The following is a 23,689-nucleotide window of genomic DNA, read 5'->3' on the forward strand; positions in this document are numbered from 1 at the left end:
GCTTAACGCAAAAAAGAGCAGCATGTCCCAAGGAACTGCCGCTCACACCTTATACCGCCGGCTGATCCAGCGGCTCATAATCGAACCAGTCATACGCTGCCGGAGCGCCCTGTCCCGTCACGGACGTTGCATACATGGCAACGAATACCCCGGTGAACCCTCCTGAGATTTCGGTGCTGAGATAATGTGTCTCTCCAGCCCCCAGCCCGATCACCCCGGAATCCGGTGCCTCAACCGAGGCTTCTATACTGCCGGGCAGCGCCTTGATTCTCAGGATGACCGGCCCGTCAGGACACTCCTCCACCTGCTCCACCCGGAGTGAACCGACCGTCCGCCGGAACACGGCGGCTCTCCGCCCGCTGACAGAGCGGATCACCAGCTCATAATGATGCTTCTCGTTCTTGTACACTGCAATTCCGGCTTCTTCCCCTTCATGCTGCGGCTCATAATCCAGCTCTGCTGCTATATTGGCCGTGAAGTGGCTGAGGCGGCGGCCTACAAAGGCAGGTGCCGCGGCTTCATTCAGCGTAGCCTCGTAGCCATGCAGAACGAGATGGCCCGGCCGTTCTTCGAGCGACCAGCTTCCTTCTGCCGGATTACGCAGAAAAGTCCAGTCCAGCCCCAGCCGGGTATCATCGAAATGGTCTCTTACGGGCTTCGCCGGCCAGCGGACCTCCGGCAGCAGCGGCGAGTCCATAACCGGCTCGATGCGGCCGCCGTTCCCGATAACCGGCCAGCCCTCGGATGTCCAGCTTACGGGAGCCAGGAAGCTCTCTCTGCCCAGATGATGGCCCATCGGATAGGAGACCGGACGGATGCCTAAGCACACCGCCCACCAACTGCCGTCCTGCGCCTCAACCAGGTCTGCATGGCCTGTAGCTTGTATGCTGATTGCCGTACTGCGGTTGGACAGAATCGGATTATGGGGACAAGCAGCATACGGGCCATAAGGCTGGCGGCTTCTGGCGATGGTCTCCATGTGTCCATACTCCGTTCCGCCTTCGGCGATCATCAGATAATACCAGCCGTTCTTCCGGTACAGATGCGGAGCCTCGGGATGAGCGCCGCCCGTTCCTGTCCAGATCAGCACGCTCCCGGTCAGCATTTCCCCGGTCTCGATATCAATCTCACACTGGTAGATTCCGTTCCCTTGCCCGCCGTCCATGGCGGACTGGAAATATACGCGCCCGTCCTCATCGAAGTACAGGGAAGGATCAATGCCGCCCTGCGCAATCAGGTAAGGCTCCGACCAGGTGCCTTCAGGATGCTGTGTTTTGACGAAGAAATTGCCCATCCCGCTTACATTCGTGGTCACCATATAGAACCAGCCGTTATGATAACGGAGGGTCGGCGCGAATATTCCGCCTGAGCTCCACGAATTCTCCAGCGGCAACTGGCTGGGTGTGGTAAGGCAATGGCCGATCTGCCGCCAATGAACAAGATCCCTGCTGTGAAAGACAGGGACGCCCGGATAATATTCAAATGTGCTTGTCACCAGATAATAATCATCCCCTACCCTGCAGATGCTGGGATCGGGATGGAAACCGGATATGATGGGATTGGTATAATGCATGAAGAGGCGCTCCTGTCCATTTTCAATTGAATTCTAGGTTCTATATCGATTATAAATGGAATCGCTCTGCCAAACCTTCACTTTCAAGTCACGGGAATAGCAAAATCCAGACATGGCAGCGCTTAGTTCCGTGCAGATGTTATATAGTTACCTTTTCAAATGATTGAAGCCGCTCCGCCTCTGCTTCCGCCGACGCCATAACCGGTACCCTCTGCGGACCGTCTCCAGAATCAGACGGGGAACCGGAAATACCCGGCGGGAAGCCACCGGCTGGTACAACCGGTAATACAGCCGCTTGTAATCCTCCCACATGCTGCAGTCGTCATCCTTCAGGAAATCAGAGACATCCACAATCAGTCCCCGTCCGTCCCGGAGCATCACATTCTTGGCATGGATATCATGCGGACGCAGCCCGCGGGACCTTGCATATTGAAGCGCGTTGTCAATGTCTTCAATAGCCTGTCCGGTAATGAGAATGCCGCGTTGCATGGAATCGTAGAAGGTGACTCCGCCCAGCCTTTTGAGAACCAGGAAATCCGCTCCGGCATAATAGCACTCCGAGAAGGCCTGATGGTGCCCGAGGCGGCGGTATACCTCTGCTTCTTCCTCAATGCCCGGCCTGCCCGGCGCGTAGATCTTCACTGCGAATTCCTCAGCTCCCTGCCGGCAGAAGACAGCCGCATAATTTCCGGTTCCGAGCACACTCCAGGGCTTTGGTACACCGCTGACCTTCACCGGCTCCAGCGGATTCACGCTCTCAATACTAACCTGTCCCAACAGCTCGCCCGTGATCTGCTCCAGCAGCTTGTCCATCCTTCTCACCCCGCAGCTTAAGTTCAGTAATGACTCTATCCACCCAGTGTACGCTATTCCCCGGCGATCAGCCAATCTTGCCGGTAAGCATGGCGAAGAACCGGACAACAGCTCTCCGGCTCTTCGTATATTTGAACGTATAGGTACACTCGCCCATCATCCCACGCCGCCACCTTGGAGTTAAGCTAAATGAATGACCTCATGCTCCTCCGCACTTCGGTAGGTCCCGAATACAAGCTCCAGCGTCTTCAGATTATCTTCGCCGCTCGTCTGGAATTCCTCACCCGTGTTCAGGCATTCAATGAAATGCGACTGCAAGCGGTAATGACTCTCTTCAAAATCAAGGCCGTTATCCTCCGAAATCGCCGTCTCCAGCCCGTTATTATCAATCAGGCTGAGCCTGCCGCTGCTGTACAGCTTGATCGTTGCCTGATCGCCTTCGATAATCAACTGCTCCTTATGGTCCGGCAGCACCGGCAGGGTTAGCGGGCCGGGCAGATTCTGCCGGGTGGCCCAGCTCATATCCATCAGCCCCATATAATCCTCATAGCCAAGGGTGATCAGCCCGGCGTCCTCTCCGGCAATATACGGACTGACCTTCCGGGTCTCGGCATACAGCCGTTTCGGCTCCCCGAACAGAAAGCGCCATGTATCATACCAGTGAACCCCCATCTCATAGAACAGCAGCTTCGGCATCTCCCGGAAGAACGGCTGCGGAAGCTCATTCTCCGGGGCAAACCGCGGTGAATAATAATCCGTGTGGATATAGCGGATCATCTGGAGCCGTCCTGCAGCTCCCTGATCCAGCAGCTTGCGGATGGCCTGAATCGGCTGCAGCCAGCGCCAGTTCTCTGTAACCATCAGCCGGACGCCCGCAGCACGGGCTGTTTCCACCATCTCACAGGCTTCCTCCATGGAGCGGGCAAAAGGCTTTTGGCACAGGATGTGCTTCCCAGCCCGTGCGGCCAGTCCGACCAGCTCAGGGTGAGTATCCGGCGCAGTAATAATATCTACTATATCCAGCTCCGCAGAAGACAGCATGTCTTCCAGCTTAGAGTACAGCATATCTGCGGGAATCCCGTATGCCTCCCCCTTCCTGTGCAGCTTCTCCGAATCCAGATCGCACAGGCCTTGAAGCTGAACGCCGGGGATACGCTGCCATGCCTGCAAATGCTTATCCGACCAATACCCGGCGCCCACAACACCAACCTTCCACATCTTATTTCGCCTCCAGGTCATACTCATCGCGCAGGCGCGTCATTCTCACCGCCATATAGGTCCGTCCCGGAAGATCGACCCTGAAGGTTCCCTGATAGCTGCCCGCAAGCTCCTCCACCGTCATGTTCCAGGTATCCAGCAGCTCCACCTTATAGCGGATCTCCGGGTTCATCGTGAACTGGCGGAACAGCGGCCGGTTAAAGCCGAAATAATAGAGAACATATTCATCCTCCACCCCGGCTCTGGGCAGATCCCACTCCGAAGGCAGCGGATTCAGCCCCTCTGAAGGCCCCTCCTCCAGCACGCGGCGCAGAAAAGCAATCCGCTCAGGGCTCGTGCCATACAGCCGGCCGCCCTTGGCCCACCAGAGCTTGTCTTCCGGGTGCAGATAGGTTTCCCCATGTCCGACATATCCTCCACGGACCGCGCCTTCCCAGAAACGGCGGACCATCTCTTCCCCGGTAATATTTCCCCAGCCATGCTCGACATTGCCCTCGTAGGCACATTCATCGATCACGACAGGCTTATTCCAGCGCCGTCTCCATTCGTCCGTATTCTCGGAGGTCTTGTAAGCATCTACACGCTGAATGCTGCAATGCGTAACCCAGGGCTGGTTGAAATCATAGAAGGCAATGCCATTATGATTAGAGATCAGGTGCCCGTAAGGATCATACGACGTTACAATGTGGGCATACCGCTCCCAATCAGCCGGCATCTTGTTTCTCATAAAATCATATTCATTGGCCAGCGACCACCAGATATGGCGGTAAGCCGAGAGCCTGGCTACAAGGTACCGGAGATAGCGGTCATCCGCCTCCTTGCCCATATCCGCGAAGCCCCAACGGTCATAAGGGTGGAACAGAATCAGGTCAGCCTCGATGCCCAGCTCCCCAAGGTCTGCAATCCGCTCCTCCAGATGCCGGAAGAACGCCGGGTTGAACCGGCTGTAATCCCAGCCTGCTTGGGCCGAGCCTTCATAGGGATAGTACTCCGGTTCATTCTCGTTATAGGAGTAGGATTTCGGGAACACGCACATTCTTATTTTGTTAAAAGAAGACGCTTTCAGCGTATCCAGCGTCTGGCGCTCCATCTCGTCTCCCTGATGGGTCCAGGCGTAGCAGGTCGTGCCGACAGGAAGATAGGGCGTTCCGTCCGCATAGGCAAAATGAAAGGTATTCCGCACCCGGACCGGACCGTGATTCCCGCCTGCAGCAGCCGTGCATTCCAGTTCCCCTTCAAGCTCATGCAGCGCAGGCGCATTGCTGCTGGTCCGGAACGTCCACTTCCCCTGCTGCTCCGGCATGAAGCGGATGCGGTATACCCCTTCCCCGTCATAGAAGCCCAGAGCCAGAACCGAACGATCTCCCATCGAAAATTCCGCCTGCAGCGCTACCTCCGTAAACGGATTGCCCCCGGCAGGGCCTCCGTGCAATACAATTTCACATACGCCCCACTGTGAAGTCTGGTCAGGCACCGATACGGAGACCCTCCCCTGAAATGCTTCAGCCCGCCCTGCTTCCTTCGGATTAGCCATAAGTCCTGCTCCCTTCTGTATGAATCCTAAGATATACAATAAGTAACACTGAACTAAACAATAACTAAACAAAATAAGATTAAATAACTATACGACCATGATAAAACCATCCTACATCACCTTATAATTATCGTCAATGTTATTATTTATCACTAAACAAAACTAAACAAATACACTCAACCCCTGCTTCATTGCTAAATTCACCACCTTCCCTTACACTAAACATACTTAAGCTACGATGCTGAATGGAGGTCTTGTCATTGAATATGGAGGAGCTTGCCCGGCTGGCCGGGGTCTCCAAAGGGGCTGTCTCGCTGGCGCTGAACGGGAAGCCGGGGGTCGGGCCGGAGACACGCGGGCGAATCCTGCGCCTGGCGGAGACCTACGGATATACAGGCAGGGGAAAAGCGGCGGCCGCTGAGGCGAACCCCACCACCCTGCGGTTCCTGGTGTTCACCAATGCCGGACTGGTCCATCAGGAGTACTATCAGCAGCCCTTCTTCCGGGAGCTGATTCATCATATCGAGGAGCGCTGCCGGATGGGGGGCTACAGTCTGATGTTCTCCGCGATTGAAGAAAAGCACTATGAGCAGGGCATTCAATCCGTGATGGAGGAGCCCGCCAGCGGCGTGATTCTGCTCGGCACCAGCCTGGATGCGGCCAGAATAGCCGATATTGCAGACAAGCTGCCCGGCTTGATCGTGCTGGACACCTGCTTCGATGCGCTGCCTGTCCATTTTGTCGAGATCAATAATTATATGGGGGCTTATCAGGCAGGCACCTATCTGACCGGCCACGGGCACCGGAGCATAGGTTATATCGCATCCGAGGAGCGGATTCATAACTTCGGGGAACGGCAGCGCGGGTTCATGGACGCTATGGCGGAGGCGCAGGTGGAGATTCCCCGGAGCAGCCTGCTGGCGGTGCCGCCGACTTTATTTTCCTCCCAGGGACCGTTACGGGACAAGCTGCAGCGGCTGAAGGACAGCGGACAGCCTTTTCCCACCGCCTTCTTCTGTGAATGTGACTACATCGCCATCAGCGCGATCAAGGCGCTCAGCGAGCTGGGCTTCTCCATCCCGGAGGATGTATCCGTCATCGGCTTCGATAATATCAATGAATCACAGATTGTAACCCCGGAGCTGACCACCGTTCATGTGGAGAAAGAACAGATGGCCGCATGGGCCGTGGAGCTGTTCACCGCTTCTCTTCACCGGCAGTCCGCAGTCAGCACCAAGGTCAAAGTCGACACCCTCTTGATTGAGAGAGCTTCCTGCCGGCGGCTCGAACCCTCTGCGGATCAGTAAGCTGCATTCACCGCTTATACGCAAAAAACAGGAGCCAGCCCTAACCGCCTGATCGCGGCTAAGGGGTTGGCTCCTGTTCCTGTCTGCATAGTCCTGTCCTATACGTTCTGTCCTATTTGTCCAGCCAGGCACGCATCATCGATAACAGCTGTCCGCTGTTCACCGGCTTGGTAATATAATCCGAGCAGCCTGCTTCCAGGCACAGCTCACGGTCCCCCTTCATTGCCTTGGCGGTAAGCGCAAGAATCGGGAGGTCCCTCCATTCCGGCTTCTCCCGGATCGCCCGGGTCGTCTCGTAGCCGTCCATTCCCGGCATCATGATGTCCATCAGGACAATTCCGATATCCGGCGTCTGCTCCAGCAGCGTGATCGCATCCTGGCCATTCTCCGCAGGGATCACCTTCATCTGATGACGCTCCAGAATAGAGGTAAGCGCAAAGATGTTGCGGATATCATCATCCACGACAAGCACCTTTTTATACTCGATCATCTCATCCGATTGATACAGCTTCACCAGCTTCTCTCTGGAGAGCGGCGGCAGATTCTCTGCCTTGCGGTGCAGGGCGAGCGTCGATTCATCAATCAGCTGGGCATCTGATTTCACCTCTTTGAGCACCGCCATCTTGGCCAGCTCATCCCATTCGGTTTCTTCCTCCGGCGTCAGCTTCCGGTTCATCTGCACCAGCACGGGAATTCTCTTGTTCCTGGCGTTCTTGTACATCTCCCGGAGGAAGCGGATCAGATTCATATCTGCCAGGCTGCTGTCCAGCACGATCGCATCGAACGTCTTGCTGTTCAACTGGTTCAAGGCTTTGCGCCCGGTCTCTACAAGAGTGAGTGTAAGATCTGGATTGTCCAGCAGCTCGGCTATATGCTTGCGCTCCTGTTCATCCTGGACGGCGACCAGCAGATTAGCCGTGGTGTGATCCGCGAACCGGTTCAGCCGGTCCAGCGCATTCTCCAGCTCCTCATTGGTCACGGGCTTGCGGAAATAGTCGTAAGCCCCCTTCTGCAGCAGCTGCACCTCGTCTTCATCCACGGTCATTACGCAGACCGGAATATGCCTTACCCCGATATCGTTCTTGAGCTGCTGAAGCACCAGCCAGCCGTCCGTATCTCCGCCAAGATGCAGATCCAGCGTGATGGCCGACGGCTGGTATTTCTGAACCAGCTCCAGGACATCCCAGCCGCTGGTGGCGATAACCGCTTTGATTCCTTTTTTGTGGAGCATCCCCAGAATGATCTCGTTGAACTTCTGGTCATCCTCAACGATCAGGAACACCCGGTCTCCCGGTTCAATCCCATCGCGGTCATCCGCGAAGGGCTCCTCTTCCGGCTTGACAAGGCTGCTTCTGCGTTTGGCCGGGGTAATGTCAATGACCTCCGGAACATGAGCCTTCGGAGGCTCCGGTTCAGTGAATTCCGCATCTGTCGGCAGGTACAGGTTAAATACGCTTCCCTTGCCCACTTCGCTGTACAGGCTAATCTCTCCGCCGAGCATCTCGGCGATCTCGCGGGAGATGGCCAGCCCGAGACCCGTTCCGCCATATTCCCGGTTCGTACTGCCGTCCGCCTGCTGGAACGCTTCGAAGATAATCTGCTGCTTCTCCGCCGGAATGCCGATTCCCGTATCACTTACCGAGAAGCAGATGACCGTTGCCGCCCGCTCAAGCGACTCCTTATCCGGGTGCCACCCGTCGGCCGCTTTGCGGATCTGCAGCATAATCTGTCCCTGCTCGGTGAACTTGAAGGCGTTCGACAGCAGGTTCTTCAGGATTTGCAGCAGACGCTTGGAATCCGTAGCGATGCTGGCCGGTACACCGGGATCAATCTTGATCCGGTAGTCGAGCTTCTTGGCATCCACCATATGGCGGAAAGAACGGTCCAGCCCGTCCGTGAGCTCCGCCAGCGAGACTTCGCTGAAATCCGGCGTGATCGTGCCGGATTCGATTTTGGACAGATCGAGGATATCATTAATCAGGTTCAGCAGCTCCAGCCCGGAATCCTGAATCGTCTTGGCGAACTTCACCTGCAGCTCATGCAGATTCTCATCCGGATTCTCGGCCAGCTGTTCTGCCAGGAGCAGCAAGGAATTCAGCGGCGTGCGCAGCTCATGGGACATGTTGGCCAGGAATTCGGATTTGTACTTGGAGGTCAGGGCAAGCTGCTCCGCCTTCTCCTCCAGGTAACGCTTGGCCACCTCCACCTCATGGTTCTTGCTCTCCACCTCTGCCTTCTGGAGTACGAGCAGCTTCGCCTTATCCTCCAGCTCGTCATTCGTGCTCCGCAGCTCCAGCTGCTGCTTCTGCAGCTCCTCGGTGAGCGACTGGGACTGGATCAGCAGCTCCTCCGTACGCTGGTTCGCCTGCATCGTGTTAATTACACTGCCGATGGATTCAGTAAGCTGATCCAGGAAGGCGATGTCGATATCGCTATAAGGCCGGAAGGTCGCCAGTTCCAGAATCGCCAACACCTGATCCTCGAAGATGATCGGCAGCAGAATGATATTAAGCGGCGTCGCTTCTCCCAGTGCGGACGAGATCATCACATAGTCGCCCGGAACGTTGGTTAATAGAATCCGCTGCTTCTCAATCAGGCACTGGCCGACCAGCCCCTGCCCCGCCCGGAATTCGTTCGCCAGATGCTTGCGGTTCTGATACGCATAGCTGGCGAACAGCTTCAACACCGCTTCCCCGCCGGAGGGTTCATTAATGTAGAAGACGCCATGCTGCATCGATACCAGCGGAGCCAGCTCGGACAGGATCATCCGGCTGACTGCATACAGATCACGCTGCCCCTGGAGCATCCGCGAGAACTTGGCCAGATTGGTCTTCAGCCAGTCCTGCTCGGTGTTGATGCGGGTCGTCTCCTTCAGATTACGGATCATCTCGTTGATGTTATCCTTGAGCGTGGCAACCTCCCCGGAGGCGGACACATCAATCGCCCGTGACAGATCGCCGTTAGTCACTGCTGTAGCCACATTGGTGATGGCCCGCACCTGTGTGGTCAGCGTACTCGCCATGTAATTGACGTTGTCGGTCAGATCACGCCAGGTGCCCGCAGCCCCCGGCACGCTGGCCTGTCCGCCCAGCTTCCCTTCAGCTCCAACCTCGCGGGCCACAGTAGTCACCTGATCAGCGAAGGTGGCCAGCGTCTCGATCATGTTATTTATCGTATCCGTCAGCTCGGCAATCTCGCCCTTAGCCTCAACCGTCAGCTTCTGCTTCAGGTTACCGTTCGCCACTGCCGTCACGACCTTGGCGATTCCCCGCACCTGATCGGTCAGATTGGTGGCCATGATATTCACGTTGTCAGTAAGATCCTTCCAGATGCCCCCGACACCGCGCACCTGGGCCTGTCCGCCCAGCTTCCCGTCCGTGCCGACCTCGCTCGCTACACGCGTCACCTCGGAGGCGAACGAATTCAGCTGATCCACCATCGTATTGATCGTGTTCTTCAGCTCCAGCAATTCGCCTTTGACATCCACCGTAATCTTCTTGGACAGATCCCCGTTCGCGACCGCCGTCGTTACACCGGCAATATTGCGCATCTGAATCGTCAGGTTGCTCGCCATGAAGTTCACCGTATCGGTCAGATCCTTCCAGGTGCCGGAGACATCCTTCACCTCGGCCTGCGCGCCAAGCTTGCCATCAGTGCCTACCTCGCGCGCTACACGCGTCACCTCGGAGGCGAAGATGGAGAGCTGGTCCACCATCGTGTTGATCGTATTTTTCAGCTCCAGAATCTCGCCCTTGACGTCTACGGTGATCTTCTTGGACAGGTCGCCCTTGGCTACCGCCGTGGTCACATCTGCAATATTACGCACCTGGTCCGTCAGATTGCGGGCCATGTTATTTACGCCTTCGGTCAAGTCTTTCCAGGTGCCGCCGACTCCCTTCACCTGCGCCTGTCCGCCCAGCTTACCGTCTGTACCAACCTCGCGCGCTACACGCGTTACCTCGGAAGAGAACATGGAGAGCTGGTCCACCATCGTATTGATCGTGTTCTTCAGCTCCAGAATTTCACCCTGCACATCTGCAGTGATTTTCTTGGACAGGTCCCCGTTCGCCACCGCTGTCGTTACGACCGCGATGTTGCGCACCTGATTCGTCAGGTTGGACGCCATATAGTTGACGCTCTCGGTCAAATCGCGCCAGGTCCCGGCTACGCCCTTCACCTGCGCCTGTCCGCCCAGCATCCCTTCAGTGCCGACCTCACGCGCCACGCGCGTCACCTCGGAGGCGAAGATCGACAGCTGCTCCACCATGGTGTTAATGGTGTTCTTCAGCTCCAGAATCTCGCCGGTCGCATTCACCGTAATCTGCTTCGACAGATCCCCCTTCGCCACGGCTGTCGTTACTTCGGCGATATTGCGCACCTGATCCGTCAGTGTGCCCGCCATGAAGTTCACGCTGTCGGTCAGATCCTTCCAGGTCCCGGAGACCCCCTTCACATCGGCCTGTCCGCCGAGAATCCCTTCCGTAGATACCTCGCGCGCCACACGCGTGACCTCGGAGGCGAAGTTGCTGAGCTGGTCCACCATGATGTTAATCGTGCTTTTCAGCTCCAGAATCTCGCCCTTCGCATCGACGGTAATGGTCTTCGACAAGTCGCCCTTGGCTACCGCCGTGGTCACTTCCGCGATATTGCGCACCTGATTCGTCAGGTTGGACGCCATGTAGTTGACGCTTTCGGTCAAATCCCGCCAGGTGCCGGACACGCCCTTAACGTCGGCCTGCCCGCCAAGAATGCCTTCCGTACCGACCTCGCGCGCCATCCGGGTCACCTCGGAAGCAAAGGTCGATAACTGATCCACCATGATATTGATCGTGTTCTTCAGCTCCAGAATTTCACCCTGCACATCGGCGGTAATCTTCTTCGACAGATCGCCGTTGGCCACCGCCGTGGTCACCACCGCGATGTTCCGCACCTGGTTCGTCAGGTTGGACGCCATGTAGTTGACGCTCTCGGTCAAATCCCGCCAGGTGCCGGAGACATCCTTCACATCGGCCTGTCCGCCGAGCTTGCCTTCGGTCCCGACCTCACGCGCCACCCGGGTCACCTCAGAGGCGAACATGGAGAGCTGGTCCACCATCGTGTTGATCGTATTCTTCAGCTCCATGATTTCGCCCCGTGCATTGACTGTAATCTGCTTCGACAGATCGCCGTTCGCTACGGCCGTGGTCACCGCCGCGATATTGCGCACCTGATCCGTAAGATTCGTCGCCATATAATTGACGCTGTCGGTCAGATCCTTCCAGGTCCCGGAGACCCCCTTCACATCAGCCTGTCCGCCCAAAATACCTTCGGTACCCACCTCACGCGCCACGCGTGTAACTTCGGAGGCGAACGTGCTGAGCTGATTCACCATCATATTGATATTACTTGCCGTTCGCTGGAACTCGCCGGTAAGCGGCCGTCCTTCAATCGCGAGCTCCACCTGCTGGGACAGATCGCCCTTGGCTACGGCGTTAATGACCCGGACCATCTCGCTGGTCGGCTGAATCAGGTCAATCACCAGTCCGTTCAAGGAATCGGTCACCGTCTCCCAGGACCCGCCCAGATTCTTTTGCACGAACCGTCTGGACAGGTTCCCTTCCTTGCCGACCACTCTGGCCACCGTCTGAACCTCGTTCACCAGGCTCTCCTGAATATCCATAATCTCGTTGAACGTATCCGCTACCTTACCGGCGATTCCCGTCCGGTCATACGGCATCCGGTGGGAGAAATTGCCCTTCTTCATCGCCATCAAGGCGCTCAGCAGTTCACCGGCGTCTATTCCATCGCCCTGGTTTTCTTTAATTTGGTTGTCATCGCTCATAGTATCAACCCTGCCCCTTATTCAGCACGTATTTTTGCATGACCTGTTGTATAGCCTCCAGCCTGACCGGCCTGGCGATGACATCTTCTACGCCACCGGTCCATGATACTCCTGAACGACAATTGTAAAAACAAACGTAGCCCCGGGTTCATCCGACGGCTCCACCCGGATACTTCCGCCCATCAGCTCCACCAGAGCTTTGCTGATCGATAAGCCAAGTCCCGTACCTTCGAACCTGCGTGTGGTAGAGGCGTCGAGCTGGGAGAAGGGCTGGAACAGCTCGCCGATTTTATCCGGGGGAATCCCGATTCCTGTGTCTCTGATTGTGAATTCAAGTGTAAGCTTCTCCGCCGGTCCCTCCTGCTTGTTAACCATTATGTATACACTGCCTGCATGGGTGAACTTCACGGCGTTGCCTACGAGATTATTCAGTACCTGGCGGAGGCGGTTCACATCTCCCACCAGATCAGGCGGCACAGCAGGATCAATCTCCACCACCATATCAAGCTTCCGCTCACGGGTCCTCGCGGTGAATAGGGCAACTGTCTCGCTCAGGCAATCTTGCAGGGAGAACGGCGCCGCTTCCACCACCAGCTTCCCGGATTCCAGCTTGGAATAATCGAGAATGGGATTGATCACCGACAGAAGGGCATTGCTGCTTGTATGGATAATCCCCGCCATCTCACAATATTCCTCCGGCAGATCCGAGGCGAGCAGCAGATCAGACATCCCGATGATCCCGTTCAGCGGCGTGCGGATTTCATGGCTCATCATCGCCAGGAACTCCGATTTCACCTTGGAGGCAATTTCTGCGGCTTCCTTGGCTTCCCTCAGCTCCTGATTCGTCTTCTCCAGCTGCCGGGCCTGCTGCTTCAGCATCTCGCTCTGGAGCTGCAGCTTCTTATTCGCTTCATACATGCTGACGTAACCCTCAATCTTGGACTTGAACAGCTGCGGGACGAAGGGCTTCGTCATGTAATCCATCGCACCGACAGAGTAGCCGGCGAAGATATCCTCCATCGTAGTACTGTTCGCGGACATGAAAATAATCGGCACCACATGATTCTTCTCCCGGGTACGGATAAGGCGCGCCGTCTCCAGCCCGTCCATGCCCGGCATTTGCACATCCATCACAATGACGGCGAATTCCTCCTCCAGCAGACAACGTAAAGCTTCAATCCCGGAATAGGCCCGAAACAACCGGTAAGGCTCTCCGCGGAGAACGGCCTCAAGGGCAAGCAGATTCTCGGGATGATCGTCTACGAGCAGGATGTTGACCGGAAAATCCATGAGAACCCTCACTTTCCAGCTTGTGGCATGCCTTGCGTTTATATTTCGAAAATATAGCTTATATACCCAAAATTTCAAATCCCGAAACTCAGGTCTGCTGGTAATTCACCGCTGTAATCAGGCACTTCCGGCACAGAAAAGCATAATAAATCCCCTCGTCCTCCGCCACCTGGCCCATATCCGCCTGCGCCGCAAAAGTCATCGTTTGTGCGCAGCAGGGACAGGGCGGATAGTCCGCATCCTGAATCCAGGCCGGATGACCTCCGATCTGCGAGGCCGGTGCCTCCAGAACCCAGTATGCACTCTCATATGTGCCTGCCGGCTGTTCCGACAGCTGCATGACATGCCATGTGTTGAACGCCAATGCTCCTCCTGTATTGTCAGGCAGATATCCGGGAACAGCATTATATTCACTCCATGAATACCCGCCCTCCAGGTCGGCCTTCATATATACAGTGCCATAACAGTTGCAGTGCATACAGGCTGCAATCCTCAGACGCTTGCCGGGCAGCTCCATGAACCTAACCTGCGGATGCTGCAAATCGTAATCGAATAAGACAGTTAGCGCATCTCCGCACCAAGGACAGGCGTCCGTTCCTGTCTGGAGCATTTGAACGGCCGCCGGAGCGCCGGGGGCTTCCGGAGTGTCTTCCCTGCTTACCAGGAAGGGGTAACATTCGGAATGGTACAGCTGTCTTTTGCCGCCTCCGGCATCCAGCTCCCAGCCTGCTTCAAGGGCATATGTCTCGGGCGCCTGATATAACGCTGCTGCCCACTCCGGCGGGGACTGCCGCCATGCCGCGAACAGCCTAACCACCTCTTCATCGCCAATCCAGGCCAGCCCCAGCAGCAGCAGATTACGGTTAACCGGATCGGACTCCACCTGGGCAATGAGCCGGTCCCGGACCTTCGCGTCAGCATCCTTGAAAAGAATCGCGGGTGCATAATTCCCTGTGCGGAGGAGCATTTCCAGACCCGGCCCAAGCTGTGTATCCGTGAAGCAGAGGAGGGACACCAGAACCATCTCCGCCTGGTCTATATCCTCTTCTTCCAATAAATGAACGGCATAGCTCTCCATCCGTTCTCTCTCTTCCTCTGTCAGATCATGATACAGCTCCTGTGCAGTCCGGGGGTAAGGAACTTCCTTGATCAGCGGGTCAGGCTTCCGAGGGCTGTGCATAATGGTGAGAATTTCAACCGGATCATGGATACCCGCATACCTGTTCACCTCTTTGCGGTTCTGTTCAATATAAGCCTGTCTTTCCATCGCTTTCTTCTGCTGGTAGCAGGGCATACAGATGCCTCCGGTCTTCAGTGCGGTTGCTGGAAGAATCTTTCCCGTGCAGCCGGGGGTCTGACAAGGCAGACGTTCGCTCATATCCTTTCTCTCCCTTCATGATCAGTACGCAGATTATGCCCTCATTATAATAGATACGGACCTTCCGATCGAATGTAGCCCCGCTCCCGCCTGCAAGGGACGAACTTCCAGAATCTAGATTACAAATTCAGCCTTAACCCTTGACTGTTCGCCCGTCATCTAAGATAATAACAACCTCTGCCGTAATCCATGCAGGACAAGACTAACATTGACAGGACAATTGACAGGAAAAGGGGCGGTCGTCATCAGCTGGTTAAATGATCTCTACAAATTACAGAAGAAGGAGCCGGCCAAAGACGCCGAGCCTGCTCTAGTCAATACGATTTTCCGCATGTATGACCGGTTCAAACGGCTCGGTCTCACCGAACGGCTCGGCCAGCAGGATATGTCGCTGGATATTGCCGACGCTTATATCCATGGCCGGAATGCAATGATTGAAGCCGGAGTCGGCATCGGCAAATCCTTCGCCTACCTGATTCCCGGCCTGCTGATTAACCAGCTCTCCCGGCAGCCGGTCATTATCGCCACCTCGTCCATCCAGCTCTCCGAACAGATCCATAAGGATCTGCGGTTCATCGGCAGCCGGCTCGGCTTCTCCATGGTCCGCTCTGTAGTCGGCAAGGGCATGGGGCAATATGCCTGCCGGTACCGGGCAGCGGACCTGTTCCCGTCCGGGGAGTCCGGCTCCCCGCTCACGGTAATGGCAGAACGTATCCTGAATGCAGAAATCAACGAACGGGCAGACCTGAAGGGCGGGGTCAGTGATGCCTTATGGTCTAACGTGTGTGTGACGGATTGCAAGTTCGAGCACTGCCACTACAAGCATACCTGCACCTTCTACGACATGCGGGCCAAGATCAATGCGGCCCCGGGCGAGATGGACTTCATCATCGTGAATCAGGACCTGCTGATCCGTGACCTGATCAAGAAAAAAGAAGGGACCAAGGGCCTGATCGCAGAACGCCCCGCGCTGATCATTATAGATGAAGCGCATAATCTGGAAGCCAAGGTTAGAGATGCCCAGACGCTCGAATTCACCTTCCGGCAGATCTCCCGGGTGCTTGAGGATGCCATGCAGCTGCTGTATAAGCAATCCGCAGACCGCAGCCTGATGAAGTCCTTCCAGTTTGTCCGTCGCTGTGCCAAAGAGGTATTCAGACAGATAGAAGCAGACCTGCTGCACACGGCGAAGCAGGACACTGACCGGATTAAAGTATCGGAGATTACAGGAGTCCCGCTGCAGCAGGCCGTGCAGCTTCTGCAGGATTTCCGCCTCAGTCTCTCGGTGCTGACTTCCCGGCATGAACGGGAGATTGACAATACCTTCGAAGCGGTTAACGGAATGATCGGCCTCTTCCAGGTGCTTGCCGGGACGGAGGACAACTATCTGCTCTGGGCCAGCCACCCCCGGGGAGAAGCTGCCGTCAGCATCTGCCCCAAGGGGATCAGCCAATTCCTGAAGTACAGTCTGTTTAGCGGCAAGACCTCTGTCATCCTGACCTCCGCAACCCTCAGCCAGTCCGGCGGTACGCTGGAGGAACAATACGCTTATCTCTCCCGTTCGCTGGGCTACAGGGGCGAGTATATGGAGCGTCAGGCTTCACCGTTCGATTATGACAACCACACGATGATGTATATCGCCAAGGACGTTCCTTACTATAACCACAACAACCGGGAAGCTTATCTGGAAGCGGCGTATAAGGAGCTGCTGCGGCTGTGCAATGCAACGGACGGGCGGACACTGGTGCTTTTTTCGGCCAAAGAGGATATGAAATACATTCACAAGAAGCTGAGTGCGGAGAAGCTGAAATGGGCGCTGCATATGCAGCGGGAAGGCTCGTCCCAAGACGGGGTGATCGCTGAGTTCCGGGCGAGCAAGGGCGTGCTGCTGAGTACCGGTGTGTTCTGGGAAGGCGTGAATATCGAGGGTGCAGATCTGTCGCATCTGATCGTCTTCCGGCTGCCGTTCCCGGTTCCGGCTGATCCTGTCTACGAATACAAGGCGGAGCAGGCGGCGAATCCGCTCATGGAGGTCTATGTGCCGGACATGCTGCTCCGCCTGCGGCAAGGCACCGGGCGCCTGATCCGCAGCGAGACAGACCTCGGCGTGCTCAGCATCCTGGATTCGCGCCTGTCGGCTGGAGCCCGCAACCCATATCGGGAGCAGGTCCTTGCCGCGCTGCCGTTCACCAAGGTGACGGAGGAGTTCGGGGTGCTGGAGAGGTTTGTGCGCGAGAAGGGAATTCACCGGTGACCGTCAATCACCACTTCATCAGCTTCCTGATCTCTGACGCCAGTCTATCCGCCGCCTTGCGATGCGTCACCTGCGAAGGATGATAATCAACAGCGTGGCCGTCCGCCTCTAGCTGCACCTCGAACTTCATCACTGAGATCCTGCTGTCACCGGTTTCCCGGGCATAGCGGTCCACCGCCTGCTCCAGGATAGGATACAGCCTGTCCCCCATGATTCCCAGCGTACATAGTATGGCCGAATCGGGATTATTCCGTCTGACCATTTGTAGAAAAGCGACATAGTTCTCTGCATAATCCGCCTGCTTGGCAGGGTCATCCTTCGTGTACGAATCGTCGTTGGTCCCCAGATTAATGACGATCAGCTCCGGCGTGAATCTGCTGAAATCCCAAGCTATCTCCTGAGGCAGCAGACTGCCGCCGAACCTCCCTTCAGACTTGCCTACCTTTTCGTAGTAATCGGGCAGAAGATGCGTGGTGAGCTTCTGATCATTTTCGGTATAGCCGGTAATAATGCCGTATCCGCTATAACACACCATACTGTAATCCGCACCAAGCTGCTCTGCGCTCAGGTAGGCATAAGCCTTCGTTACATCTTCTGTAGCCGTAGAAAAGGTATGCAGCGCTTCTTCATCATCCACACCATACCCGCAGGTAATGGAATCGCCGATGAATTCGATCGTATGCTGCGGAGATGGAGTCGGCTTAATCCCTTCGTCAGCCTGCACCGCGATCTCCGCAATGCCAACCGTTGACATGGCTGCTTCAGACAGCTTCGTAATTCTTACAGTAATCTCTTGCCCGGTGTCGCTTTCGAACACTGTATACGTTTTGCGTAGCTGATCCACCTGATCGTCTATCACCCGCTGGCCGTTAACGCTGATTCCGATCCGGGCCAGATTGTTGCCGGTTGCAGCGACATCATCGCCTTGCAGAGTGATCCGGGCCGCCCGGCCATAGAAAGAGAATTCCACCCCGCTCCCCGAAAGAGCCAGCCACAGCACCTCCCCCATCCAGTGGGTCCGTCCGATGAGTCTGACCTGATTAGCTGCCGGTTGGTACGTTTGCATCTGGGACATTCCATAACCTTCCTTCTCTCGTTTCTATTCGTAACAGTAGCAAAGGCGCTTTATATTAGCAATGATATGTTAAGATATTAAGTACTTGTCAAGAAAAAGGAGGATATCCATGGACATCCCCAGAGGGACCTATGGCTTTCGCTTTGCCGAAGATAAGGAGCTGCAGCTGTGCGTATTGTTCGCAGCCGGTTATGATTCCGTCTCCGATCCCGCATACCGCTGGGACGGGATGGAGCGCAGCGACGGCCCGCTGCTGCTGTTCCAGTACACGCTCTCCGGTGAGGGCGTATTCGAGTCAGAGAACCGGACCTACCGGGTCCGGGCCGGACAGGCTCTGCTGGCGGAAATTCCGGGACCTCACCGGTATTACTATCCGCCGGATGCGGCAGAGCCCTGGGAGTTCCTGTTCCTCCTGCTGCGCCCAAGCTTAATCCTGCCCCACTGGCGCAGATTCCTGCGCGAAGCGGGTGAGGTGCCCCGGCTGCCCGCAGATTGTGCCCCTGTCCGGCTGGCGCGGATGATTGTCATGGATGCCGGAGCGGGCAGAATCTCCGATCCGCTGATCGCCTCGTCCAGCGTCTATCAATTCATGACCGAATTGACCCGAATGCAGGCGGCTACGCTGCGCGACAGGGACAACTGGTCAGAGAATATCAAGCGCGCCGCCGCATACATCGAGCAGCATTATTCGCAGATGATTAGCATCGACCAGCTGTCGGAGCATGTCTCCCTGTCCAAGTATCATCTCATCCGCCGTTTCTCGGCCAGCACCGGCCTGACACCCGGCGCTTATCTGACCCGGGTCCGAACGGAGAAGGCGATGGAGCTGCTCCGGGGGACGAGCTTAAGCATTGAAGCTATTGCGCAACAGATCGGCTACTCCAGCGGAAGCTACTTTATCAAGGCGTTCCGCAGCCTGACTGGGCTGACCCCGGGCGATTTCCGCAGTGGGGGCGAGAGCCTGACTTACCGCCAGCTCTTTTTTGACTAAGCGCAATATAGTGCTATTCGGCTTATAAGATTACTATAGATATTGGATTTATCCTTGATTATGATGGACTTATGAGGAGCAATAATCCATCTGATAAGGAGATTACACAATGAATCATAAGCTTGCAGCACCTGTCCCCCCGCTGGGCTGGAACAGCTGGGATTGCTACGGCGCAGCCGTAACCGAAGCGGAAATCCGCGGCAATGCGGAATATATGGCCGAGCATCTCAAAGACTTCGGCTGGAGCTACATTACCGTTGACATTCAGTGGTATGAGCCTGGTGCCGTGTCCTCCCTGTACCGCCCCTTTGTCCCGCTGGTCATGGATGAATACTCCCGGCTGATGCCTGCCGAGAACCGCTTCCCTTCCGCAGCAGGCGGTCAGGGCTTCAAGCCGCTGGCCGACTATGTCCACAGCCTGGGACTGAAGTTCGGCATTCATATTATGCGCGGTATCCCGCGCCAGGCCGCTCATGCAGGCACCGCTATTCTCGGTACGGAAGCAACTGCCCGCGAGATCGCGCACACGAACTCCATCTGTCCGTGGAATACAGATATGTACGGTGTCGATGCTTCCAAGGAAGGCGCTCAGGCCTACTATAATTCACTCTTTGAACTGTACGCGCAGTGGGGCGTCGATCTGGTCAAGGTAGATGACATCGCCGCCTCCAGACTGTACGATACCCATCAGCCGGAGATTGCCCTGATCTCCCGGGCAATCGAGAACTGCGGCCGCCCCATGGTCCTGAGTCTCTCCCCCGGCCCGGCTCCGGTAGAATACGCACAACATTTTACCGAACACGCCAACATGTGGCGCATCACGGATGATTTCTGGGACCGCTGGGAGCTGCTGCTGGACATGTTCAGCCGCTGCCGCAGCTGGCAGGGTATCCCGCAGGCCGGCTCCTGGCCGGATTGCGATATGCTGCCGCTCGGCCACATCGGCGTCCGCTCCGTTGACGGCGGCGGGGATGACCGCTGGACCCGCTTCACCCGGGACGAGCAGCTGACGATGATGTCGCTCTGGAGTATTTTCCGTTCGCCGCTGATCTTCGGCGGTGAGCTGCGGGACAATGACGACTGGACCCTGTCGCTGCTCACCAACCGCGAGGTGCTGCGCATGCAGCGCGAGAGCCATGGCGCCAGGGAAGCCCTGTACCGCGATGAGCTGATCGTCTGGACCGCTGCTCATGACGACGGCACCCGGTACACGGCCGTCTTCAACACCAGCAACAGTCCGCTGCCGGTTGACCTGAGCCTCGAAGAGATCGGCCTCGGCGGCGCAGCCGCAGGTACGGAGCTGTGGAGCCAGACGCCTGCTGAGCTTAGCGGCGGCGTGCTGCAGACCACCGTGCCTCCGCACGGGGTACGGTTGTATAGCTTCTCGTAAGAGAAGCTATACAGAAATACCAACAGCCTGCAGGAATGGAGTAGTTCCATTCCTGCAGGCTGTTTCTTTTAACCAAATAGTTGAAGGTTCTTGCTCCTCTACAAACTTATGCCTTCCCCATTGTGCTGATATCAATCACAAACCGGTAACGCACATCCGAGGCCAGTACACGCTCCCAGGCTTCGTCAATCTGGTCAGCCGAAATCACTTCGATCTCGGAAGCAATCTGATGTTCAGCGCAGAAATCAAGCATCTCCTGCGTCTCGCGGATTCCCCCAATCATTGAACCGGCAAAGGAGCGGCGGTGGCCGATCAGCGAGAAGGCATTAACAGCCAACGGATCAGCAGGTGCACCGACATTCACTAAGGTCCCGTCCAGCGCCAGGAGTGACAGGAAGGCATTGATATTCACCTGCGCACTGACCGTATTAATGATCAGGTCGAAGGAACCGGCCAGCTGCTTGAATGTCTCCGGATCACTGGTGGCATAATAATGATCTGCGCCCAATTGCAGGCCGTCTTCCTTCTTCTTTAGGGATTGGGATAACACCGTAACCTCAGCCCCCATGGCATGAGCAATTTTCACTGCCATATGCCCCAGCCCGCCGAGACCCACTACAGCTACCTTTTTGCCGGGAGCAGCTCCCCAGTGGCTCAGTGGTGAGTAAGTGGTGATTCCGGCACACAACAGCGGTGCAGCAGCGTCAAGCGGGAGGCTGTCGGGAATCCGCACCACAAAGTCTTCAGTGACCACGATATGTGTGGAATATCCGCCTTGCGTATAGTGCCCGTGGCGGTCAGTCGCTCCATAGGTTCCCGTGTTCCCCTCCAGGCAGTATTGCTCCTCCCCTTGCCGGCAGCTGCTGCACTCGCCGCAGGAGTCGACCATACAGCCTACGCCGACACGGTCACCGACAGCATATTTCGTCACTCCAGAACCAATCTGGCTGACAATCCCCGCAATCTCATGCCCCGGAACCAGCGGATATTTCACTGGACCCCATTCCCCGCGGGCGGTATGAATATCGGAATGGCAAATACCGGCATATTTAATCTCGATCAGAACATCCTGCGGCTGCAACTCCCGGCGTTCGATCGTAGTCAGCTTGAACGGGCCTTCCTGACTGAATGTAGCGCGTGCGTTAACTTGTATCATAGTGAGACCTCTTTTCAATAGAATAGTAGACATCATTCCTTAAGCTTTACAAAGCCTATGATATTCCTTAAAGTTAACTCTAAGTCAAGCCCGAAATATCCAGGACAGGAGAACGATGATGAAGACCTATTCCATAAGCGAAGCCGCAGCGCATTTCAACATGACCCCGCATACCCTGCGTTACTATGACAAAGAGGGCCTCCTCCCTTCTATCGAGAGAACTCCCAGCGGCAAACGCGTATTCAAGCCCTCCGATATGGAGGCTCTGCGGATTATTGAATGCCTGAAAGCCTCCGGGATGCCCATCAAAGAAATCAAGCATTTCATTGAATGGTGCTCCGAAGGAGATTCCACCTTGCAGCGCCGATACGACATGTTCCTGGAGCGGAAGGCTTCCGTAGAAGCGCAGATGGAGGAGTTACGAAGAACAATGGAAGTCATAGAGCATAAATGCCACTATTATAAGAACGCCCTGGAAAAGAGTATGGAAATGGTACACCAATCCTAACCAGCCGCATGGTTTCATCAGCCCCCGCAGCGGTTATCGTTACATAGAACGGTTATCGCAGACACATCCTAAGACAGAACCTGCACTTAGAAGGGAGACATACAGATGAAGGATGATACAAAAGCTCCGCTTGACGGACGCACCGCAGGTGTCCACCCGATCCCGGAGGGCGAATCCAGTCCGGCGGACGGTCAATCAGAAACAGACAAGCTGGATGAGCTCGTAGGCGCCGTGCTGGGGAATGACCCGGAGGTAGCGGCTCCCGGCCTTGCACCAGACCCGGAAGATAAGAAGAACCGCAAGAATCCGTAGCCTTGTGACGAGGCAGTACACAGCCGGGCCGGACAAGAGTATCTCTTATCCGGCCCGGTTATTTTATATGCTGATCCTGCCCCCTACTCCTCTAACTCCTTACCATAACCGCGATTCAGCGCTTCACGATAATATAGTGACCCTATGGCAATATCAAAGGCAGCCATTCCCATCGGATTGAACATGACCGCTTCCTCCTTCGGGAATTTCGCCAGCGCGTTGCCGCAGACCACCTCGACGATGGACGCCGTGTCCTCCTTCCGCAGCCCTCTTTGATGATGCATATGTTCAATATCCGTATTCGCACGGCACACTTCATCCCAGTCATCGACAATAATGGCAGAGGTGTAGCTTAAGATAGCCGGGGTGAAATCGCGCAGTGACACGTTCAGCAGCAGACTCTGGTCTTTGGGCTTACGCTCAATATAACCGGAGCTGGAAATTGTACAGGTGATGAACAGATCAGCCCCTTCGTAGGCTTCCTCCCAGGAATCCACGGGACGCACCCTTGTCCCAAGCTCTTCCGGGATATGATCCAGAGCACCCGGATTCTGATCAAAGATCCGAACCTCCTCCAGCCGGTCCCCGAGCAGCTGATTCAGCATCGACAGATGGAGCTGACCGATCGGTCCGAACCCTACAATACCGGCAATAATTTTACTCGCAAAAGGGTGTACCTTCTCGTATTCCCGGATCATCAGTCCACTGACTGAAGCTGTGCGAATCCCGGAGATAAGCGGACTGTTGATGATAGCCACCGGCTTCCCGCTGCCGGAATCATTCAGTATCGTAACCGAGTGGGCACGGGGAAGCTGCCTGCCATGGTTACCGGGAAAACTGGCGATCCACTTGATGCCTGCCATCCCGATCTCTCCGCCCACATAAGCGGGCATGGCAATAATCCGGCTGCTTGGATCTTTATCAAAGAGCAGATAAGGTTTAATCGGCTGGGAGAATTCGTGCGCTGCCATCACTTGGACAGTACTCCGTATCGTATCCATGCACAGTGCCCAGGGAAGATTCATCTGCTCCAGGTTTGTGGTATTCAGATATAACATGCTCAAGGCCT

16 protein-coding genes are annotated in these 23,689 nt (G+C 56.0%); 6 read left to right on the forward strand and 10 right to left on the reverse strand.

Annotated elements, in window-relative coordinates; genetic code table 11:
• Positions 1-49: 49 nt before the first annotated feature.
• The 4 genes from NSS64_RS21115 to NSS64_RS21130 form a co-directional block, all read right to left on the reverse strand.
• Positions 50-1,573, reverse strand: coding sequence for a glycoside hydrolase family 43 protein (locus tag NSS64_RS21115; protein ID WP_341141405.1), 1,524 nt, complete (start codon positions 1,571-1,573; stop codon positions 50-52).
• 147 nt (positions 1,574-1,720) lie between these two features.
• Positions 1,721-2,386, reverse strand: coding sequence for a serine/threonine-protein kinase (locus NSS64_RS21120; RefSeq protein ID WP_341141406.1), 666 nt, complete (start codon positions 2,384-2,386; stop codon positions 1,721-1,723).
• A 180-nt stretch (positions 2,387-2,566) separates the two neighbouring features.
• Entirely contained in the window at positions 2,567-3,604 is a 1,038-nt protein-coding gene (locus NSS64_RS21125) for a Gfo/Idh/MocA family protein (protein WP_341141407.1), read from the reverse strand.
• Between the two features lies 1 nt (position 3,605).
• Positions 3,606-5,138 (reverse strand): DUF5605 domain-containing protein, encoded by a 1,533-nt coding sequence (locus tag NSS64_RS21130; protein ID WP_341141408.1) that lies wholly within the window; start codon positions 5,136-5,138, stop codon positions 3,606-3,608.
• Positions 5,139-5,404: 266 nt separating this feature from the next.
• Here NSS64_RS21130 and NSS64_RS21135 point away from each other — a divergent pair, with 266 nt between their 5' ends.
• Positions 5,405-6,445 (forward strand): LacI family DNA-binding transcriptional regulator, encoded by a 1,041-nt coding sequence (locus NSS64_RS21135; protein ID WP_341142867.1) that lies wholly within the window; start codon positions 5,405-5,407, stop codon positions 6,443-6,445.
• A gap of 112 nt (positions 6,446-6,557) precedes the next feature.
• Here NSS64_RS21135 and NSS64_RS21140 read toward each other — a convergent pair whose 3' ends face one another.
• The 3 genes from NSS64_RS21140 to NSS64_RS21150 all read right to left on the reverse strand — a co-directional run bounded on the left by NSS64_RS21140 (position 6,558) and on the right by NSS64_RS21150 (position 14,934).
• Positions 6,558-12,266 (reverse strand): HAMP domain-containing protein, encoded by a 5,709-nt coding sequence (locus NSS64_RS21140; RefSeq protein WP_341141409.1) that lies wholly within the window; start codon positions 12,264-12,266, stop codon positions 6,558-6,560.
• A gap of 87 nt (positions 12,267-12,353) precedes the next feature.
• The gene (locus tag NSS64_RS21145; RefSeq protein WP_340943017.1) at positions 12,354-13,556 is read right to left on the reverse strand and encodes an ATP-binding protein; all 1,203 of its coding nucleotides are present in this window, start codon (positions 13,554-13,556) and stop codon (positions 12,354-12,356) included.
• 88 nt (positions 13,557-13,644) lie between these two features.
• The gene (locus tag NSS64_RS21150) at positions 13,645-14,934 is read right to left on the reverse strand and encodes a DUF1963 domain-containing protein (protein ID WP_341141410.1); all 1,290 of its coding nucleotides are present in this window, start codon (positions 14,932-14,934) and stop codon (positions 13,645-13,647) included.
• Positions 14,935-15,142: 208 nt separating this feature from the next.
• On the opposite strand from NSS64_RS21150, the gene NSS64_RS21155 reads away from it, so the two are divergent.
• Positions 15,143-17,188, forward strand: coding sequence for an ATP-dependent DNA helicase (locus tag NSS64_RS21155; protein WP_341141411.1), 2,046 nt, complete (start codon positions 15,143-15,145; stop codon positions 17,186-17,188).
• A 7-nt stretch (positions 17,189-17,195) separates the two neighbouring features.
• Here the strand turns inward: NSS64_RS21155 and NSS64_RS21160 are convergent, their stop codons facing one another.
• Positions 17,196-18,263: an SGNH/GDSL hydrolase family protein gene (locus NSS64_RS21160; RefSeq protein WP_341141412.1), complete on the reverse strand. Its 1,068-nt coding sequence runs from the start codon at positions 18,261-18,263 to the stop codon at positions 17,196-17,198.
• A 109-nt stretch (positions 18,264-18,372) separates the two neighbouring features.
• Here NSS64_RS21160 and NSS64_RS21165 point away from each other — a divergent pair, with 109 nt between their 5' ends.
• Together NSS64_RS21165 and NSS64_RS21170 are read left to right on the forward strand one after the other, a co-directional pair.
• Entirely contained in the window at positions 18,373-19,254 is an 882-nt protein-coding gene (locus NSS64_RS21165; RefSeq protein ID WP_341141413.1) for an AraC family transcriptional regulator, read from the forward strand.
• Between the two features lie 109 nt (positions 19,255-19,363).
• Entirely contained in the window at positions 19,364-20,644 is a 1,281-nt protein-coding gene (locus NSS64_RS21170; protein WP_341141414.1) for a glycoside hydrolase family 27 protein, read from the forward strand.
• Between the two features lie 106 nt (positions 20,645-20,750).
• Here NSS64_RS21170 and NSS64_RS21175 read toward each other — a convergent pair whose 3' ends face one another.
• Positions 20,751-21,800: an NAD(P)-dependent alcohol dehydrogenase gene (locus tag NSS64_RS21175; RefSeq protein ID WP_341141415.1), complete on the reverse strand. Its 1,050-nt coding sequence runs from the start codon at positions 21,798-21,800 to the stop codon at positions 20,751-20,753.
• 118 nt (positions 21,801-21,918) lie between these two features.
• Here NSS64_RS21175 and NSS64_RS21180 point away from each other — a divergent pair, with 118 nt between their 5' ends.
• Both NSS64_RS21180 and NSS64_RS21185 read left to right on the forward strand, forming a co-directional pair.
• Positions 21,919-22,308, forward strand: coding sequence for a MerR family transcriptional regulator (locus NSS64_RS21180; protein ID WP_341142868.1), 390 nt, complete (start codon positions 21,919-21,921; stop codon positions 22,306-22,308).
• A 105-nt stretch (positions 22,309-22,413) separates the two neighbouring features.
• A complete protein-coding gene (locus NSS64_RS21185; RefSeq protein ID WP_341141416.1) occupies positions 22,414-22,620 on the forward strand; it encodes a hypothetical protein in 207 nt (68 codons plus the stop codon).
• An 83-nt stretch (positions 22,621-22,703) separates the two neighbouring features.
• Here NSS64_RS21185 and NSS64_RS21190 read toward each other — a convergent pair whose 3' ends face one another.
• Positions 22,704-23,678 (reverse strand): 2,3-diaminopropionate biosynthesis protein SbnB, encoded by a 975-nt coding sequence (locus tag NSS64_RS21190; RefSeq protein WP_341141417.1) that lies wholly within the window; start codon positions 23,676-23,678, stop codon positions 22,704-22,706.
• Between the last annotated feature and the right edge of the window lie 11 nt (positions 23,679-23,689).

This window comes from Paenibacillus sp. FSL H8-0122, from assembly GCF_038005345.1.
Classification (GTDB): Bacteria; Bacillota; Bacilli; order Paenibacillales; family Paenibacillaceae; genus Paenibacillus_AQ.

Bases quoted from the DNA above. Each gene is read 5' to 3' on its own strand.
- NSS64_RS21115 (WP_341141405.1), bottom strand. From the start codon at position 1,573: ATGCATTATACCAATCCCATCATATCCGGTTTCCATCCCGATCCCAGC.
- NSS64_RS21120 (WP_341141406.1), bottom strand. From the start codon at position 2,386: ATGGACAAGCTGCTGGAGCAGATCACGGGCGAGCTGTTGGGACAGGTT.
- NSS64_RS21125 (WP_341141407.1), bottom strand. From the start codon at position 3,604: ATGTGGAAGGTTGGTGTTGTGGGCGCCGGGTATTGGTCGGATAAGCAT.
- NSS64_RS21130 (WP_341141408.1), bottom strand. From the start codon at position 5,138: ATGGCTAATCCGAAGGAAGCAGGGCGGGCTGAAGCATTTCAGGGGAGG.
- NSS64_RS21135 (WP_341142867.1), top strand. From the start codon at position 5,405: ATGGAGGAGCTTGCCCGGCTGGCCGGGGTCTCCAAAGGGGCTGTCTCG.
- NSS64_RS21140 (WP_341141409.1), bottom strand. From the start codon at position 12,266: ATGAGCGATGACAACCAAATTAAAGAAAACCAGGGCGATGGAATAGAC.
- NSS64_RS21145 (WP_340943017.1), bottom strand. From the start codon at position 13,556: ATGGATTTTCCGGTCAACATCCTGCTCGTAGACGATCATCCCGAGAAT.
- NSS64_RS21150 (WP_341141410.1), bottom strand. From the start codon at position 14,934: ATGAGCGAACGTCTGCCTTGTCAGACCCCCGGCTGCACGGGAAAGATT.
- NSS64_RS21160 (WP_341141412.1), bottom strand. From the start codon at position 18,263: ATGTCCCAGATGCAAACGTACCAACCGGCAGCTAATCAGGTCAGACTC.
- NSS64_RS21165 (WP_341141413.1), top strand. From the start codon at position 18,373: ATGGACATCCCCAGAGGGACCTATGGCTTTCGCTTTGCCGAAGATAAG.
- NSS64_RS21170 (WP_341141414.1), top strand. From the start codon at position 19,364: ATGAATCATAAGCTTGCAGCACCTGTCCCCCCGCTGGGCTGGAACAGC.
- NSS64_RS21175 (WP_341141415.1), bottom strand. From the start codon at position 21,800: ATGATACAAGTTAACGCACGCGCTACATTCAGTCAGGAAGGCCCGTTC.
- NSS64_RS21180 (WP_341142868.1), top strand. From the start codon at position 21,919: ATGAAGACCTATTCCATAAGCGAAGCCGCAGCGCATTTCAACATGACC.
- NSS64_RS21185 (WP_341141416.1), top strand. From the start codon at position 22,414: ATGAAGGATGATACAAAAGCTCCGCTTGACGGACGCACCGCAGGTGTC.
- NSS64_RS21190 (WP_341141417.1), bottom strand. From the start codon at position 23,678: ATGTTATATCTGAATACCACAAACCTGGAGCAGATGAATCTTCCCTGG.